14 protein-coding genes are annotated in these 16027 nt (G+C 71.8%); 10 read left to right on the plus strand and 4 right to left on the minus strand.

The window, feature by feature from the left end; genetic code table 11:
• Window positions 1-379 precede the first annotated feature (379 nt).
• The 7 genes from ACZ55A_RS22595 to ACZ55A_RS22625 all read left to right on the plus strand — a co-directional run bounded on the left by ACZ55A_RS22595 (window position 380) and on the right by ACZ55A_RS22625 (window position 9446).
• Window positions 380-757, plus strand: a complete 378-nt coding sequence (locus ACZ55A_RS22595; RefSeq protein ID WP_468842784.1) for a peptidase inhibitor family I36 protein — start codon at window positions 380-382, stop codon at window positions 755-757.
• Window positions 758-1014: 257 nt separating this feature from the next.
• A complete protein-coding gene (locus tag ACZ55A_RS22600) occupies window positions 1015-2406 on the plus strand; it encodes an FAD-binding oxidoreductase (protein ID WP_468842786.1) in 1392 nt (463 codons plus the stop codon).
• Window positions 2407-2532: 126 nt separating this feature from the next.
• Complete coding sequence (locus ACZ55A_RS22605; RefSeq protein ID WP_468842789.1) at window positions 2533-2913, plus strand: DUF3662 domain-containing protein; 381 nt, start codon at window positions 2533-2535, stop codon at window positions 2911-2913.
• 348 nt (window positions 2914-3261) lie between these two features.
• Window positions 3262-4605 (plus strand): MFS transporter, encoded by a 1344-nt coding sequence (locus tag ACZ55A_RS22610; protein WP_468842791.1) that lies wholly within the window; start codon window positions 3262-3264, stop codon window positions 4603-4605.
• On the plus strand, window positions 4602-6557 hold the full coding sequence (locus ACZ55A_RS22615; protein ID WP_468842793.1) for a S9 family peptidase: 1956 nt from the start codon (window positions 4602-4604) through the stop codon (window positions 6555-6557). Before ACZ55A_RS22610 ends, ACZ55A_RS22615 begins: the two co-directional genes overlap by 4 nt.
• Before the next feature lie 189 nt (window positions 6558-6746).
• Window positions 6747-8681, plus strand: coding sequence for a RiPP maturation radical SAM C-methyltransferase (locus ACZ55A_RS22620; RefSeq protein ID WP_468842796.1), 1935 nt, complete (start codon window positions 6747-6749; stop codon window positions 8679-8681).
• A 177-nt stretch (window positions 8682-8858) separates the two neighbouring features.
• On the plus strand, window positions 8859-9446 hold the full coding sequence (locus ACZ55A_RS22625) for a DUF5825 family protein (RefSeq protein WP_468843219.1): 588 nt from the start codon (window positions 8859-8861) through the stop codon (window positions 9444-9446).
• Window positions 9447-9614: 168 nt separating this feature from the next.
• On the opposite strand, the gene ACZ55A_RS22630 is transcribed toward ACZ55A_RS22625, so the two are convergent.
• The gene (locus ACZ55A_RS22630) at window positions 9615-10049 is read right to left on the minus strand and encodes a hypothetical protein (RefSeq protein WP_468842798.1); all 435 of its coding nucleotides are present in this window, start codon (window positions 10047-10049) and stop codon (window positions 9615-9617) included.
• A gap of 217 nt (window positions 10050-10266) precedes the next feature.
• On the opposite strand from ACZ55A_RS22630, the gene ACZ55A_RS22635 reads away from it, so the two are divergent.
• Together ACZ55A_RS22635 and ACZ55A_RS22640 are read left to right on the plus strand one after the other, a co-directional pair.
• Window positions 10267-11364 (plus strand): helix-turn-helix domain-containing protein, encoded by a 1098-nt coding sequence (locus ACZ55A_RS22635; protein ID WP_468842801.1) that lies wholly within the window; start codon window positions 10267-10269, stop codon window positions 11362-11364.
• Between the two features lie 189 nt (window positions 11365-11553).
• Window positions 11554-12168 carry a hypothetical protein gene (locus ACZ55A_RS22640; protein ID WP_468842803.1) on the plus strand — a complete coding sequence of 205 codons (615 nt, stop codon included), beginning with the start codon at window positions 11554-11556 and terminating at the stop codon, window positions 12166-12168.
• Between the two features lie 105 nt (window positions 12169-12273).
• Here the strand turns inward: ACZ55A_RS22640 and ACZ55A_RS22645 are convergent, their stop codons facing one another.
• From ACZ55A_RS22645 to ACZ55A_RS22655, 3 genes are all read right to left on the minus strand, one after another.
• On the minus strand, window positions 12274-12834 hold the full coding sequence (locus ACZ55A_RS22645) for a GNAT family N-acetyltransferase (protein ID WP_468842806.1): 561 nt from the start codon (window positions 12832-12834) through the stop codon (window positions 12274-12276).
• An 80-nt stretch (window positions 12835-12914) separates the two neighbouring features.
• Window positions 12915-13124, minus strand: coding sequence for a DUF1918 domain-containing protein (locus ACZ55A_RS22650; protein WP_468842808.1), 210 nt, complete (start codon window positions 13122-13124; stop codon window positions 12915-12917).
• A 140-nt stretch (window positions 13125-13264) separates the two neighbouring features.
• Window positions 13265-14815: a sigma-70 family RNA polymerase sigma factor gene (locus tag ACZ55A_RS22655; protein ID WP_468842811.1), complete on the minus strand. Its 1551-nt coding sequence runs from the start codon at window positions 14813-14815 to the stop codon at window positions 13265-13267.
• A gap of 287 nt (window positions 14816-15102) precedes the next feature.
• Between ACZ55A_RS22655 and ACZ55A_RS22660 the strand changes: the two genes are divergently transcribed.
• Window positions 15103-16020: a CAP domain-containing protein gene (locus ACZ55A_RS22660; RefSeq protein WP_468842814.1), complete on the plus strand. Its 918-nt coding sequence runs from the start codon at window positions 15103-15105 to the stop codon at window positions 16018-16020.
• Window positions 16021-16027: the final 7 nt, after the last annotated feature.

Below are 16027 nucleotides of genomic sequence, written 5' to 3' on the forward strand. Positions count from 1 at the left end.
CGTCCGGAACAAGCCGGAAAGGCAGCCGGAAGCGCGGGGAAATAGCTGTCGTGGTGAACGTGAGGGGAAGGAAATGCCGCTCTCCGGGGTGGTGTTCACGAGGGCGTCGGGTTGCACAACGACGTGTCAGGGGGCAGTGCCCGGCGTACGCCCGGGGTGCACACCGCCGCGCTCCCACGGGCGGCGAACGGCGGAGAAATGCCCTGGGAGGGAGCTTGCGGGCGGCCCATACTGGTGGCGTTTCAGGCCCGTTGCCCGGCGGCGTCAGCATTCCTGGCTTTGGTTTTCCTGCTTACGCGGCTTTTTGCGCAGCCGGCCTGTAGTGATGCGAATTCTCTGGTCGTCCACGAAGAAGAAGACGAAGAAACGGAGTTCTGACATGCGCAGAATCCCCTCGTTCGCCCTTGCCGCCGCGCTGGTCACCGCGCTCGGGATGACGCCCACCGCGAGTGCGGCTCCCGAGGCGCCGGCCCACCGGGCCGCCTACAACTGCTCGCCCGGATACTTCTGCATCTACAGCGACTGGAACGGTGGCGGGACCCGCTGCCAGTGGTCGCAGTCCAGCAAGGCCAACACGGCCGACGACTGTTCCTTCATCCAGCGGGGAGCCAACGTGCGGTCCGTGTGGAACAACACCAGGCACCGCGTGCAGTACTACACCCAGACCAACTACCACGCGCGGGTGGGGTCCACGCCCTCCGGCGCCGGCGGCAACCTCCAAGGCAGCTACCAGATCCGGTCCTTCAAGCCGCAGTAGCAGGACGCGGCGGTCAGCCGCTGTACCGTCCACCCGCCGGCTGCCGTCGGGCCACCGGTCCGCCGAAGGGCGTGAAGGGTGCGGAGGCGTGGGGTGGCCCCGCGCCCTGACCGGCGGGGACGGCTGTCGAAGGCCGTGGATGTCTGCGCGTACTGATCGACTGGAGGGGGTCGTTACAGCGTGTTAGCGTGAACATATCTACGCCAAACGGGCGCGCTCACCCGCTTTCCTCGAACGTTCCAGAGGAGATGGTGACCATGGCGCGGACGCCGTTGTTCCATGCGTCCCGGGAAGCGCCGCAGGCTGTCGGCCCCTTCAAGGCCAAGGTGGACTGGGACGGCCTGCGGCAGCGGATGCAAGGAGCGCTGCTGCGGCCGGGAGATCCAGGGTTCGAGGACGCCCGGAAGCTGTTCAACCCGCTCAATGACGACCACATACCCGCGGCCGTCGCCCAGTGCGAGTCGGCGGAGGACGTCCGCCAGGGGGTGCTGGCGGCCGCGAACCGGGTGCCGCTGGCCGCCAGAAGCGGTGGACACTCCTACGTCGGCTATTCGGCGCCGCGCGGCGGTCTCGTGCTTGACCTGCGGCGTATGTCGACGGTGACCGCCCAGGCGGACGGCACCGCGGTCGTCGGCGCCGGTGCGTCGCTGCGGGACGTCTACAGCGGGCTCAGCCAGGCGAACCGATGTCTGCCCGGGGGCTCCTGCTTCACCGTTGGCATCGCGGGCGTGGCGCTGGGCGGCGGGATCGGCGTACTGCAACGGAAGTTCGGGCTCACCTGCGACCATCTGGTGGCCGCCGAGCTCGTCACCGCCGACGGGCGGACGCTCACGGCCTCCGCCACCCGCACCCCCGATCTGTTCTGGGCCCTGCGCGGTGGCGGCGGAGGCAATTTCGGGGTCGTCACCCGGTTCACCTTTGCGACCGATCCGGCGCCGGCGCTGACCGTGTTCGTGATCGTCTTCCCGGCGGGAAAGGTGCCCGAGGTGCTGACGGCGTGGCAGCCGTGGATCACGGCCGCGCCCCGGGAGTTGTGGGCCAATCTGAATGTGTCGGGTGGAAACCCACCGAGCTGCCGGGTCGCCGGCTGCTTCGTCGGTCCGAGCAGCGCCTGCAACCCGTTGCTGGACGACCTCGTCTCGCGCTCCGGTGTCCTGCCCAGCCGGCGAACGGTGCAGGACCGGGACTACTTCAACGCCATGCGCTTCTTCTCCGGCAGACCTGACCGGGAGTCGTTCGTCGCCTCGTCGCGGGTGCTCAGCGCGCCCGCCCCCGACCCTGGGGCCGTGGTCACCCTGCTCACCGGCCGCCCCGGCATGGCGCTCATCCTCGACGCGCTGGGTGGTGCGGTGGCCGATGTCGGCGTCCAGCAGACCGCTTTCCCGCACCGCACCGCCTTCGCCACGGCACAGATCTACGCGACCGCCACGGCTGCCTCCGAAGCCGAGGTGACGCGCAGCGTCGGCGAGGTGGTGGAGGGGCTGGCGGATCTGGGTATCGGCGGCGGCTACGTCAATTACATCGACCCGGACCTGCCCGACTGGGCGAGGTCCTACTACGGCCCGAACCTGGAGCGTCTGCGCTCCGTCGCCCACGACTACGACCCGGACAGGGTCTTCGACTTCGCGCAGAGTCTCTCCCGCGCGTAAGGGAACTCCTCGCGGCGGTCCTCCACTTGTCCCGTTCCGGGGCCGGCGCGCTCACTGCCCCGACATGCCGTCCGCATGCACGGAGCGCGCACGGGCACACGGCCTGCCATGGGAATGCTGAGGCGGATGGAACGCGTGATGGAGGAGTGCGAGAGCGCGCTGCTGGCCAAGATCATCCCCACCGAACCGGTCGAGTTGATCGATGACCTACGGCGCGAATGCGATGACCACGCGGTGGTGTGCAGCCAGCGCCGCGTCCTCGTACCCAATGACTACACGGTCGAACTCGCACCGGAGGTACACGACGAACTGGCCGCGCAGGGTGGGCAGGTGGGGCGTCGGCTGACCGATGTGCTGGCGCGCCACGCCGTGGAGCGTGGCTACGAATGCGTGGGACCGCTCACCGTTCATGTCACCGTCGCCGAGGTGCCCAACGGCCGGTATCGCCTTTCCAGTGCGGCGCTGGAACATGTCCCGGCCGACGCCTCCGGTCCGCGGGGCGCTTGAGGAGGGAGCCGCGCGGACGACCCGTGCGGACGCGCCTTGCCGATGAGCCGAAGGTGTTCCACACCCAAACCTTGTGGCCTGCGTCACGACGTGGCTAAGCTCCGGCACACTTCGGACACATTTCCTCCGCAAGTTGACCTAATGGTGTGCGGATCTTCACGGTCTGCCCACGGACGCGAGGTGGCTTCGCATGGGACGGCGATCAGCGGCAACCCCGGCAGACGAGGCGCCTTCCGGCTTACCGTCCGGATTACCGGCTGCCTCGTTACCGGCTGCCGGGTTACGGGGGCGCCCGTCTCTTGGCAGTGCTGACGACCGGACCGCGCGCCCTGTCCCGGGCCGGGCTCGATGAAGCCGTCCGACGCAGCGGCGGCGGCCGCATCCGCCGCGCCCTCGCCCGCGCCCGTTTCCCCGCCGCATGCCCGGTCCGACATCCGGCTGTTCTGGTGGGCGGGTACCTGCGATGCGCTGGGCAGCCAGACGTCGGGGTTCGTACTGCCGCTGCTGCTCCTGAGCCTCGGGCGGTCCCCCGCCGAGGTGGGTGTCATCGCCGGGCTCTCCGCGGGTGCCACGCTGCTGCTCGGTCCGCTCGCCGCCGTGCCCGCCGACCGTGGGGCCCGTAAGCGCGTGATGGTGGGGGCCGCGCTGGTGTCCGCCGGCGCGATGGCCTGTGTCGGCGTGAGCGTGTGGGCGGGCTCGGTTCCGCTGGCCGTGCTGCTCGTCGCCGTACTCGTCGAACGGTGTGCCAGTTCCTGTTACGAGACGGCGTCGCTCGGCACCGTCGCTCTGGTGAGCCCTCCCGACCACCACCGGCGTGTGCTGGCCCGCTTACAGGCGGGAGAGCGCGGCGCCCTCGTCCTCGGACCCGCCCTGGGCGGACTGCTCTTCCACGCCGCACGCTGGCTGCCGTTCCTCGCGGACGCGCTGTCGTACGCCGTCGCGGCGGGCTGTGTCCGCGCCATGCGCTCCAGCCTCTCCCCGCTTCCGGAAACGCGGCCGTCGGACGGGGGACAGCCGGGCGTGGGGCGCCCGGGAGGCACGCCCCTGGCAGGTGGCCCGCTTCGGGCCGTGCGGGGGCTGGTCGCCGAGGCCGGGGCGGGGGTGGCCCTGGTCCGTCGTGAGCCGTTGCTGCGGCTGGCGCTGGTGTGGATCCCGGTCGTCAACGCCCTGCTCGTCGCGCTGTACTACGCGATGGTGTTCGCCCTTCAGGAGAGTGGCCGAGGTGCGGCTCCGCTGGGGGTGGTCCTCGCGGTCACCGGGGCGGCCGGTCTGGCCGGTTCGCTCGTCGCGCCGCGGCTGGCCGGCCGGCGCTCCGCGGTGCGGATGCTGGTGCCGGTGTCATGGCTGATGGTGCTGCCCGCCGCGGCGCTGGCGACGGCCCACGACGCCTGGCAGTTCGCCCTGCTGTTCGCTCTCCTGTGTGCGCTGACGCCGTTGGCCACCGTGGCGCTCCAGGCCGGCATCATCCAGGCCACCCCGCCCGCGCTCCAGGCCCGCACCGGCACCGTGCTGGCCACGGCGTCGGGGGCGCTCGCGGCCCTGGCCCCGGTCCTCGCCGGGCTGTCCGCCGGACGGGCCGGGGCCCCGGCCACCTTCGCGGGCTGCACCGTGCTGCTGGCCGCGCTCGCGCTCTATGCGACCTGTGTGTCACCGGCCCTGATCCGCGGCGCCTCGAAGGAGCACCACGTATGAGCACGACGACCGGGCTCTCCTCAACGGCGCCCCCCAGGACCGGCTTCCGGGTCTACCGGCCGACGCTGCCCGAGGTCTGCCCGCGTGACCCCTCGCGGATGGCCCTGGCCGCTGATGCCGACGGCCGCTGCGAGATCTTCACCTGGAACGCCGCCACCGGCACCGCCCGTCAGGTCACCGACAGCGAGCACGGGACACTGCACTGCGCCCTCGACGCGGACGCCCGGGTGTGGTGGTTCGCGGAGGACCGGAGCGGCTTCGGGCAGTGGTACTTCCAGGACTTCGACGGCGGACCGCGGTTCCCCGGCCTGACCGGTCTGCGTCCGGGCCTGCCGCACGGGCTCGCCGTCAGCGACGCAGGGACGGTGGCCACCGGCCTCGGCGACGGTGCCGCCATGACCGTGTACCTCGGCACGCCCGGCGGCCCGGCACGGCCGGTGACGACCGTGGACGGCCCTGCGCTGCTGGCCGGCATGTCGCCTTCGGGCGGGCTGCTGGCACTGTCCGGAGCGCCCGGCTCCGAGCGGGCGGTCACCCTCCTGACCTGCTCCGGAGCGGTGCTCGACCGGCTGTCGGGACACCGCGGCCGACTGTGGCCGCTCGGCTTCGCGCCGTCCCCGGCCGGCACCGAGCTGTTGCTCGTCCAGGAGTACAACGACCGCTACCGGCTGGCCACTTGGCGGCCCGGCGCCGGGTTCCGGCCCCAGGAATGGTGCAGCTTCGACACCGAGGTCACCGCTCGCTGGTACCCCGAAGGGCGCCGGGTCCTCCTCCGCCAGGACCGGCACGGCCGGTCCACCCTCGTCACCGCCGACCTCGACCGGCGCACCCTGACGCCGGTGCCGTCGCCCCCCGGCACCCTGCTGGACGCCGCTGCGCATCCGGGCGGCGACCTGCACTGGCTCTGGACCGACACGGCCACCCCGCCGCGGATGCACTCCACCGCCGGCACCCGGTTGCCGGCGCTCGCCACACTGCCCGGGCGGGCACCCGGCCGGCACCGCGACCTGTGGACCGACGGTCCGGACGGGCCCGTGCACACCCTGCTCAGCGAACCGGACCCCGGGCCGGGCTCCCCGTACGGCTCCGGCCAGGGTTCCGGTGTGCGCCCTCCGCTGGTGTTCCTCGTCCACGGTGGCCCGGCCGACCACGACCGGGACGCCTACGACCCGGAGGTGCACTCCCTGGTCGCCTCCGGGTTCGCGGTCGCCCGGGTCAACTACCGCGGCTCCACGGGCTACGGCCCCCGCTGGCGGGCGGCGTTCGGCGAGGGCGTCGGGCTCACCCAGGTCGCCGACCTCGTCGCCGTCCGGGCCGATCTGCTGCGCCGGGGGCTGGCCCGGGAGGACGCCATCGGGCTGTGGGGCACCTCCTGGGGCGGCTACCTGGCCCTGCTGGCGCTCGGCACCCGGCCCGGCCTGTGGCAGGCGGGCGTCGCCGTCAAACCGGTCGCCGACAGTGCGGCGGCGCACCGCACCGGCACGCCCGCGCTGCGGGCCCTGGACGAGCGGCTGTTCGGCGGGACCCCCGACACGGTGCCCGGCCGCTACGAGCGGAGCTCACCCCTCCGTTACGCCTCCGACGTCCGTGCCCCGCTGCTGGTGATCGCCGCGACGCTCGACGCCAAATGTCCGCCCGGCCAGGTACGGAGCTACCTCACCGCCCTGCGGGAAGCCGGTGTCGCGCATGAGTCGATGTGGCTGGAGACCGGCCACGACGGCTATACCGGCGCCCACCACGTAGCCGTCCTGACCCGCGCCATGGGCTTTCTGGACCGCCATCTGCGCCGCGTCCCCGCGGCCCACCGAACCCCCCGCCCCTCTGCGGACGGGGTATCCGAAGGCACCGGCTCCGGTGCCGCCGGAATGCGAGACCCGATTTCCGGACACCGGCAGAACAGGAGAGACAGCCATGCAGAAGGACATCATCCACAACGACCCGCTCGCGGATGACGAGGAGAACCGCAAGCCGAGCATCGGCATCACCGTGACCGTTCCGTTCCGTGCCGCTGAGGACACCGAGGAGGAGTGAGCCTCCCCGGCCGGCCCGGCACGCCACCGGGCCGGCCGGGCCTCCCGCCTACCGCCTGCCGCCCGCCGGACAACTCCCCCTCCATCCGCCGCCGCACGAGGAGCCGATAAATGCGCGTTCTGCTCGTCAATATGCCCTGGTCCCCGATCGACCTCCCGTCCCTCGCGCTCGGAATCCTCAGACGCAGCGTCGACGAGCGCACCTCCGGGCACGCCGATGTGCTGCACGCCAACCTGGAGTTCACCGACTGGATCACCCGGCGCACCGAATTCACCGGGGACGACTACCAGTTCTATGCGCTCTCCTCGTACTTCATGGGCTGCGGCGACTGGGTCTTCTCCTCCGCCCTCTACGACGATCCCGAGTGGCGGGTGGCGGAGTTCAACGCGTCGATGCGCGGCAAGCTGAAGGAGGGGCGGCTTCGGATGTCCCATGAACTGCACCGTGTCGTCCCGGAGTTCGTCCAGGAGATCGCCGAGCGGATCGTTGCGGCCGGCCCCGACGTCGTCGGCTTCACCTCCACCTTCCAGCAGAACACCGCGGCACTCGCCGCCGCCAAGTACGTCAAACGCCTCGCCCCGCACATCAGGACCGTGATGGGCGGTGCCAACTGCGACGCCGAGCAGGGCGCCGCCACCCACCGCAACTTCCCCTTCGTGGACTTCGTGGTCCGCGGCGAGGGAGAGGCCGCCTTCCCCCAGCTGCTGACCGCCCTGGACGAGGGCACCGACCTGTCCGCGATCCCCGGCTTGTGCCACCGGAGCGCCGAGGGCACCAGCACCGCCAACCCGATGAGCACCGCTCCCCTTCCGCCGGCCACCATCCTGCCGCCCGACTACGGCGGCTACTTCGAGCGGCTGGCGTCGTCCGTCGCCCGTAACTGGGTGGAACCCAAGCTCGTCGTCGAGGGGGCCCGCGGCTGCTGGTGGGGGGAGAAGCACCACTGCACCTTCTGCGGCCTCAATGGCTCCTTCATGCAGTTCCGCAGCAAGAGCCCCGACACCTTCTACGAAGAGATCATGGAACTGGCGCGCCGTCACCGGGTGCTGGACATGTACGTCGTCGACAACATCCTCGACATGGGCTACCTCAACACCGTTCTGCCCCGCATCATCGACAGCGGCTACGACCTGCGGCTGCACATCGAGATCAAGGCGAATATGCGCCGGACGCAGCTGCGCACCCTTGCCGACGCCGGAATGATCTACGTCCAGCCGGGCATCGAGAGTCTGAACAGCCGGGTGCTCGACCTGATGGACAAGGGCGTCAGCGGCTGCCAGAACGTCCGCATGCTGCGGGACGGCGCCGAGACCGGCCTCTCCGTCTCCTGGAACTACCTCCACGGCTTCCCCGGCGAGACGGCCGCCGACTACGAGCCCGTCATCGCCCAGATTCCGGCGCTGGAGCACCTCAACCCGCCGGTCGACCTCTCAGCCCGGATCGCGATCGAACGCTTCAGCCCGTACTTCAACCGGCCCGAGCTCGGCTTCACCGGTCTGCGCCCCGAGGAGCACTACCGCTTCACCTACGACCTGCCGGAGTCCGAACTGCTCGATCTGGCCTATGTCTTCGAGGCGCCCGAACGCGGTATCACCGAGCCCACCGTCACCTCCCTCAACGAGGCCCTCGGCGCCTGGAAGAAGCGCCACGCGGACGCCAGGCTCACCCATACCGACCTCGGCGACCGCATCGTGCTCGTCAGCCGCAGGCACGCCTTCGACTGGGGTGTCCTGGAACTCACCCACCCCAGGGACATCGCGACCTTCCGGCTGCTCGACCAGCCGCACACCCCCGCCGCGCTCACCCGCAAGCTCGCCGTGCGCCTGCCGGAGCACACCGTCGACGAGGCCGCCGTCCACGCGCTGCTCCAGCAGTGGGTGACGCTCGGGCTGGTCTTCACCGACAACGGCCATTACGTCCACCTGGCCCCGGCGGCGGTCAACGAGGACCTGCTCCGCCTCGACTTCATGCGGCACGCCCACGCCGAGGCGGCCCCGCAGGAACAGCCGGAGGCGGCGGCCCGAGCGGTCCCCGCCCATGCCTGAACCGCCTCAACTCCCTGAACTGCCTGAACGAGACACCGTGAGCCCCGGAGGCCGAAACCCATGACCCGCACCCCCGCACCGGCAGCGGCCCTCGCCGCCGGCCCCGTCCCCGCCCGGCGCACGCCGGCCCTCAGCGCATGGCGGGACTACGACGAGGACGCCTGCGCACGGCCCGGCATGAGCCTGGGCGAGCTCGATCTGACCGGACCGCCGGACGAGCAGGCCACCCGGCTGTGGGAACTCGGGGCCCGCCGGGTGCGGTTGGCCGACCCGATCGACCTGACCGCCGTGGACAACTCGCAGGCCGCCGCACACGCCGTACGGCAGCTGAGCCTCGTCCGCGATCTGACGGCCCGCGCCGTGCTGGTGCAGTGGCAGCTGCGGCTGCCTGCGGAGCCCGGCGACGGCTGGCGCGACCTCTGCCACCTCCAGCCGCCCCTGGCCCTCACCGGCCCCGCCGACCCGGCGGCCGCGCTCACCCGGTGGCGCCACGAGCACTACCTCTGCAAATGCCTGTGGCGCCAGGGCCCCGGCTTTGTGCAGATTCGTGACCGCCGGTGGGGGGACCTGCGCCGCTTCACCGCGGACGAGCCCGCCTACCGCGAGGCGATCGGCCGGCTGGCGTACGGCGCCCCGCCGTCGGCCGTGCCCGAGGCCATCGTCGCCGACTTCCTACAGGAGCGGCTGGTCTGCCGCGTCGGCCCGCTCCTTTGGTGGCTGCCGTACCGGGTCAACCGCTGGCTCCAGGAGGCGATGGCCATCTGAGCCCCGGTGTGGCGGCCGTGGTGCACTGTACGGCCGGGGGCGGGGCGGCCCGGGCGTTGCAAAGGGGCGCCGGCGCCGTCCCCCGTACGGCGCCGGCGCCCCCGCTGACCGCGGCCCCGTGGCGTTGACGCCCCAGGACCACAGCGCCGGACGCCCGGGCTTCGAAGGTCAGAAGCGCGGGTTCTTCCTACCCGCCCCGCACACGTCCCGCTCCGGGGTCTTCCCGTTGCCGCGGAACAGCACGATGTCGATTCCCGCGACCTTGATACCGTCCCGGTCCCAAATGGTGGGCGTGGTCCACTTGTTGGTGCCCCCGCGGGCGTGCAGCCAAGGGGTGTGGGCCTCCTTGCCCTTCTTGTCGTACCAGTAGACCCGGATGCCCGGGTGCATTCCGTCGGCCTTGGTGTCCTTGGCCCGGATGGTGATCGAGCGCAGTTCGCTCCTGCCGGCCCACGTCCATGCAGCGCTGCCCTTGGCGCCGGTCCCGGAGCAGGACACCTGAACCGGAGCGGCCGCGGCCGTCGCCGGAGCGGCCGTGAGCGGCACCATGACGGTGGCTGCCGCACAAACCGCCACCCCGAACGTCATCCCCCGTGTACGCATGAAATTCCCTTCACTGCTCACCTCTTCGTCCGACCCGGAGGCCGGAACCCCGTATGTGTTCCTCGGCAAGAGATATCGCAGGCCACGGGAGGGGGAGAAGGTGATTCGACCAGCCTCGAATGTCATGCGTGCACGTCCTCATGGAAAATAAGTGCCGCACATGTGCGGGGCGGGGGCCGCCACGGGACGAGGTCCGCGCCGACCGGGAGGGCCGAGAGTGATCGACATAGCCGTGGGCGCAGACTCCTTGGCGGCCACGCGATTCGTGGTGTCACCGTTGATGCAGGCCGGTGCGGTGCTGCACCCCCTCCGCCCGCACGCCCCGAGCAGCATCCGGCTGCCCGGACAGCAGGTGGACGCCGCACTGCACGAAGACGATCTGCGTCTGCTGTCGGCGCTGCGCCGGGAAATCCGTGGGTACGCACCGGACTTCATGACGCCGGGGTCCGTCGCGGACGGTGCACCGGATCTCGATGCGGAGCTGCACCGGGTCGCCACGACGCCTTCGTCCGTCGTCGCCCGGCAGATGCGCCGGATGCTCCGGTCCTCGGCCCCGCCCGACCCTGGCGGTGCGGAAGCGCTGCCCGGCGTCAGGGACTTCCTGCAACGCGGCGAGCAGGCCTTCGCGCAGCAGGCCGCCGACGAACTGGCCGCGTTCTGGCAGCGGAGCCTTGCACCGCTGTGGCCCTCCGCCGCCGCCCACGCGGAAGCCGACCTCGAGCACCGGGCCCGCGTGATGACCCGCAACGGCCTGCGTACGGTGCTGAACTCCCTGCACCAGGACATCGCCTACCACCGCAGCGCCCTGCACCTGCGGAGCGAGCAGCAGATCGCGGTGCCCGAGGCCACGGACCTCACGCTCTTTCCCTCGGCGCTGGCCCACGGCTGGCTCATCAGCGTGGACCCCTGGGGTGAACGCGGTATCTACCTGATCTACCCGACGCGCCGGCCGGCCGCACCGGACCGGCCGGCCAGGGAACCCGACCCGCTGCTGGGGAACGTCATCGGCCACTCCCGGACCGCCCTGCTGGCGGGCCTCGACGTGCCCCGCACCACCACGCAACTCGCCGACCGCCACCATCTGAGCGCCTCGACCGTCTCCTACCACCTCAGCCACCTGCTCCGGGCGGGGCTGGTCACGCGGGTACGGGAAGGATGCCGGGTGTACTACCGGCGCACCGCGAAGGCCGACCGGCTCTGGGGCCGGCCGGAAGGAAGGGGCGGGCCAGGAGTTCCGTACCCCACCGGGGCGGCCGCCGGCGCCCGCCCTGCGCCACACCCGACGACCGGCCAGGAAGGCGTCGTCTCGGCGTGAGGCCGGCCGGTGGCCGGGACGGATAGCGGGGGTCTCGGTCCCGGGTACCGGTCCTGCTCCGCCGCCCGGCGGAGCGTCGCCCTTCTGCGGAACGATGCCGGGGGTCCCCGGCGCACGCGATCGTGAAGGTCAGTCCACTTCCCGTCAGTTCAGGTCCGCAGGGCCTGACCTGGCCCCGCAGGAGGAACCATGCCTCGTATGCACACGCCCCGCCTTCGCCGCTCCGTCGTCGCGGCCGCCACGGCTCTGGCGGCATGTACCGCGACCGTGCTGACCGTCGGTGCCGTGGAGCCGACGCCCGCGGCGGCGGCCGGCACCAGGGCCCTGGCCGGTCAACAGCACGGTATCGACGAGCCGTCACTCACCGGTTCGGCAAAGCTCGCGCGCCGCCCCGGTGACAACGTCCATTTCACCTTTGACGCCCACGGTTTTGCGGACAAGGCGCGCGGCACCTTCCGGGTCAGCCACTACCTCGGAACGAACTGGGGTGGCTACTTCACCGGCCGTATCGACTGCCTCGTCACGGGCGGGCCCGCGGCCGTGGCCACCGGCATCGTCACCGAGTCGCACTTCAAGAGCGCGCCCGGTCTGCCGAAGATCGGTGATCTGCGGGGAAAGCGGTTCGGCTTCACCGTGCTGGACAGCGGCGCCAAGGGTGACCGGCTGGGCTACAGCTGGGCCATGGACGGCCTGCCCAAGAAGAGCGTCGGCAAGTGCCTGGGCTCTGCCCCGTTCGAGACCCTGGAGAAGGGCAACTTCACGGTCCACCACTGGATGCCGCCGCGCGAGCCCGCCAAGCACTGACCTCGCCCGGATTCCCACGTCAGAAGGGGCCGCCGTGGATTCCGGTGCCGCCCGTGGCAGCGGACGGGCGGTAGTGGTTGATCAGGCCCGCGAGGTGGGCGGCGGTCAGGACGTCTGCCTGGCCGCCCGCCAGTCCGGTGCGAGTACCGACCAGATCTCCATGTCGTGCCGCTCGCCGCGGTACAGGTAGCTCTGCCGCAGCACGCCTTCCTTCGTCATGCCCAGGCGTCGGGCAACGGCGATGCTGGGCCCGTTCTCCGCCGAGACCCACCATTCGACGCGGTGGATGCCGCGCTCCTCGACGGCCCAGTCGATGATCGTGCGCGCGGCCCGGGTCACCAGGCCCTTGCCCGCCGCCGACGGTTCCAGCCAGCAGCCCGCCTCGGCGGTGCCCTGGGCGACGTCCATCGTCCGGAAGATGACCGCGCCGACCAGCTTGCCGTCGGTGCGGATCCCGTAGATCCGCCCGGTGTCGGCCGCGGTCTTCTCCGCGTACGCCTGGAGGTACGCGCGGCTCGACTCCAGGTCCGTGACGACATCGGGCAGCGCGTTGTGCTGCCCGATGAACTCCCGTCCGCGGTCCATGTGGGCCAGGAACTCCTCGGCCTGCCACGGTTCGAGCGGGCGCAGCTCCGCGCCGTCGTCGCCCAGGGATATCGCGTACATCGTCACCTTCCGAGGCCGGAACCAGCGCGCCGTGCGAAGGGATCTTCGCATGGGCGGGGGCACCGCGCCGCCTCGTTGTGTCAGAGCTCCTGGGACAGGTTCGTGGCCTTGCGGTGGTCGACGACCGAGTCGGGGCCAGGAGTCATGATCGTCTCGTGGCCGTTCTCCGCGCGGACGCGGTACGGCGGGCTGCCGTTCGGTCCCAGTACCTCGACGATCTCCACCACTCGGTCGTGCTTGCCGACCACCCTGCCGTGGACCACGAGACGGTCCCCTTTGCTGGCGTGCACTGTCGCGACTCCTCTCAGCAGCACAACGGGACCGGGTATCCGGCCCCACGAAGCCGACTTAAGCACACAGCCCCGTCGATATCACGCAGAATCACTAGATTTGACCCGCTCGACCGGGCGGTGGGACGTGAGGGCGCGGATCAGCCCGGTGAAGCGAGGTCCTGGGTCCACCAGGGGCCGCCCGGGCCCTGGACGACGCCGATGCCCACCGCGGTGAACCGGCAGTTGAGCAGGTTGTCGCGGTGCATGGTGTCGCCCATCCAGTCGCGCACCACCGCGGCAGCGGTGCGCGGGCCGCGGTGGATGTTCTCTCCCCAGCTGCTCCACCGGTATCCGGCGGCGGTGATCCGTTCGTCGGGGCCGGTGCCGTCGGGGGCGTCGTGCTCGTAGTAGTGGCGTGCCGCCATATCGGCGGAGTGCCGTTGAGCCGCGGTGTGCAGCCGCCGGTCGATCCGGAGGGGGCCACAACCGGCCTCTGCCCGGCGGGCGTTGACGATCCTGGTGGCCTGCTCTTCGAGGTCGGGTGGGGTGGCCGAGGGGGTGGGGGACGGCGTGGCGGAGCGGGTGGGGGACGGGGTGGCGGTGCGCGAGGGGGTCGGTGTGGGGGTGGGTTTGGGGCGGGGTGGGTGAGAGGGGGCGGGGGTGGTGTGCGTCGGCCGTGGTGCGGCCTTTCGTTGGTCGGGGGGTGTGCCGGGGGTCCACCACAGGGCGGCGACGACGGCCGCCGCGAGGGCGGCGGTGGCGGCGCCGGTGACCTTGGTGGTCCTGGATATTCGGGGCGGGCGGGCCGGGCCCGGCGCACCACCGGCCGTGGCGTGAGGGGCCGTGGAGTGGTCGGTGGGGCCGCCTGGGGCGTGGTGGGCGGGCGTCGGGGAAGGGGTTGCGGTCGCGGCGGCGGCCGGGGCGGTCGCGACGGCGGGCGGGGTGAGGTGCGCCGGCAGCGGGAGCAGGGCGAGGCCCGCCAGGAGCCCTTCGGCGGGCAGGAGGTCGCTCCAGTGCCGGGAGCATGTCGTGCACTGACGGGCATGGCGGGCTATGCGTTTGCGCCACAGGGCGCAGGGCTGGTGATCCCAGGTGGCCGTCAGCTCGGCCAGCTCGGGGCAGGGGGGCTGGGCCGCCAGGGCGCGGACGACGACACGTCCGGCTTCGAGTTGCTGTTTCATCCGCTGGACGCGTACTGCCGCGTGGCGGGCGTCGATTCCGCTCGCGGTGGCCAGCTCCGCCCGAGTGATCTCCCCGGCGGCCTCCAGCCACCACAGGGACAGCAGCGCCCGGTCCCCGTCGTCCAGCCAGCGGGTGGCCGCGGCCACCTCCCGGCGCTGGCCGGACAGCCCCAGCTTCAGGATGGTCAGGTCCACGAAGTCGGCGGAGCGGTCGGGCCGTTCCGGCGCCTGCTCCAGGCCGACGGGCGCCTTGTGGGTGTGGCTCCAGCGCCGGCGCACCTGGTTCATGGCGATGGCCACCAGCCAGGAGCGGAAGGACGACGGCTCGCGCAGGTCCGTCAGCGACTCCACCACGCGCAGCATGGTCTCCTGGACCACGTCGTCGACATCCGCATGGCCGTCCAGCGCCCGTCCCACGACGTTGTAGACCAGCGGCAGGTACGCCGCGACCAGCTGCTCCCTCGCGTGCGCGTCGCCGGCCCTGGCCGCTTCGACGGCCGCCGTCCCGTTTTCCTGCATCGTGCCCATTCGTTCCTGCTCATCCGTGTGTACGCATGGTCCCCGCACCCGGGTGACCCGCCGGGCCCACCGCGATAACAGAAAAATCTACGCGGGATGCGGGGAGCCGGCGCGCACCCGCCCCTGGACGGTGCACGCGGACGGCTCCGGAAAAAACATCGCGCACTTTTCGTTATCGGGGTCCGGCTGCCAGGTCTCCCCTGTTGCCGCACCGTACGGACCACGACGGACGGCACCGACCCCACACGACACGGCCCGCGGCCCCCGCGGCTCACGGCCGTAGACGGAACGGAACCATGAACAACTCCAACGACGACTTTCAGATGGCACCCGACGACCAGGGCCCTGGCGACGGCAGCCGGGCGAACGCGTCCAGCCGGCACCGGCGTTCGGCGGTGCCGCGCCCGCAGGCCCGGCACGGGCGCAGCGGCGGCGCGGCGCACCGCGCCGAGGGCGCCCGTCCCGGGCGTAAGGCCGCGCTGGTGGGAGTGACCGCCGCGATCGCCGTGGGCTGTTCCTGCCTGGTGCTGATACGGCCCGGCTCCGACGACGACAAGGCGCTCGCGGCGGAGGCGTCGGCGCCCACCCCGTCCACGGCGGCCACCGCCGCTCCCCCGGCACCGTCCGCCTCTCCCTCGCCCCGACGCCCCAAGCCGTCCCCCTCCGGCAGCACTCAGCACCGCAAGCGGCACCCGTCGCCGCGGCAGGAGGCCACCCGCCCCGCGGGCGGCTCCGATGTGGCCGAGCGCAGCGCGCCCCGGACCCGTCGCACCGGCTCCCCGGCCGACGCCGGCGGTCCGGCCGGCACACAGCCCGCGAAGGGCACCGCCGCGGCGTTCGCCCGCAAGATCGTCGAGCTGGTCAACGCCCAGCGGGCCCAGCACGGTTGCGGGCCGCTGAAGGTCGACTCCCGGATCCAGGCCGCTGCCCAGGCCCACTCGGACGACATGGCGGCCCGTAACTACTACGAGCACGACACCCCGGAGGGTGTCGACCCCGGAACCCGGATGACCAAGGCCGGTTTCTCCTGGCAGAGCTGGGCCGAGAACATCTTCAAGAGCCCCAAGGACCCGGCCACGGCGATGAAGGGCTGGATGGAGAGCCCCGGCCACCGTGACAACCTCCTCAACTGCTCCTACAAATCCACCGGTGTGGGCGTCAATCTCAGCGCCAACGGGCCTTGGTGGACGCAGGACTTCGCCACCCATTCCTGACCCGTAG

The organism is Streptomyces sp. NPDC034111, from assembly GCF_055575375.1.

Bases quoted from the DNA above. Each gene is read 5' to 3' on its own strand.
- ACZ55A_RS22605 (WP_468842789.1), top strand. From the start codon at position 2,533: ATGGAACGCGTGATGGAGGAGTGCGAGAGCGCGCTGCTGGCCAAGATC.
- ACZ55A_RS22615 (WP_468842793.1), top strand. From the start codon at position 4,602: ATGAGCACGACGACCGGGCTCTCCTCAACGGCGCCCCCCAGGACCGGC.
- ACZ55A_RS22660 (WP_468842814.1), top strand. From the start codon at position 15,103: ATGAACAACTCCAACGACGACTTTCAGATGGCACCCGACGACCAGGGC.
- ACZ55A_RS22610 (WP_468842791.1), top strand. From the start codon at position 3,262: ATGAAGCCGTCCGACGCAGCGGCGGCGGCCGCATCCGCCGCGCCCTCG.
- ACZ55A_RS22645 (WP_468842806.1), bottom strand. From the start codon at position 12,834: ATGTACGCGATATCCCTGGGCGACGACGGCGCGGAGCTGCGCCCGCTC.
- ACZ55A_RS22595 (WP_468842784.1), top strand. From the start codon at position 380: ATGCGCAGAATCCCCTCGTTCGCCCTTGCCGCCGCGCTGGTCACCGCG.
- ACZ55A_RS22620 (WP_468842796.1), top strand. From the start codon at position 6,747: ATGCGCGTTCTGCTCGTCAATATGCCCTGGTCCCCGATCGACCTCCCG.
- ACZ55A_RS22630 (WP_468842798.1), bottom strand. From the start codon at position 10,049: ATGCGTACACGGGGGATGACGTTCGGGGTGGCGGTTTGTGCGGCAGCC.
- ACZ55A_RS22600 (WP_468842786.1), top strand. From the start codon at position 1,015: ATGGCGCGGACGCCGTTGTTCCATGCGTCCCGGGAAGCGCCGCAGGCT.
- ACZ55A_RS22655 (WP_468842811.1), bottom strand. From the start codon at position 14,815: ATGGGCACGATGCAGGAAAACGGGACGGCGGCCGTCGAAGCGGCCAGG.
- ACZ55A_RS22640 (WP_468842803.1), top strand. From the start codon at position 11,554: ATGCCTCGTATGCACACGCCCCGCCTTCGCCGCTCCGTCGTCGCGGCC.
- ACZ55A_RS22625 (WP_468843219.1), top strand. From the start codon at position 8,859: ATGAGCCTGGGCGAGCTCGATCTGACCGGACCGCCGGACGAGCAGGCC.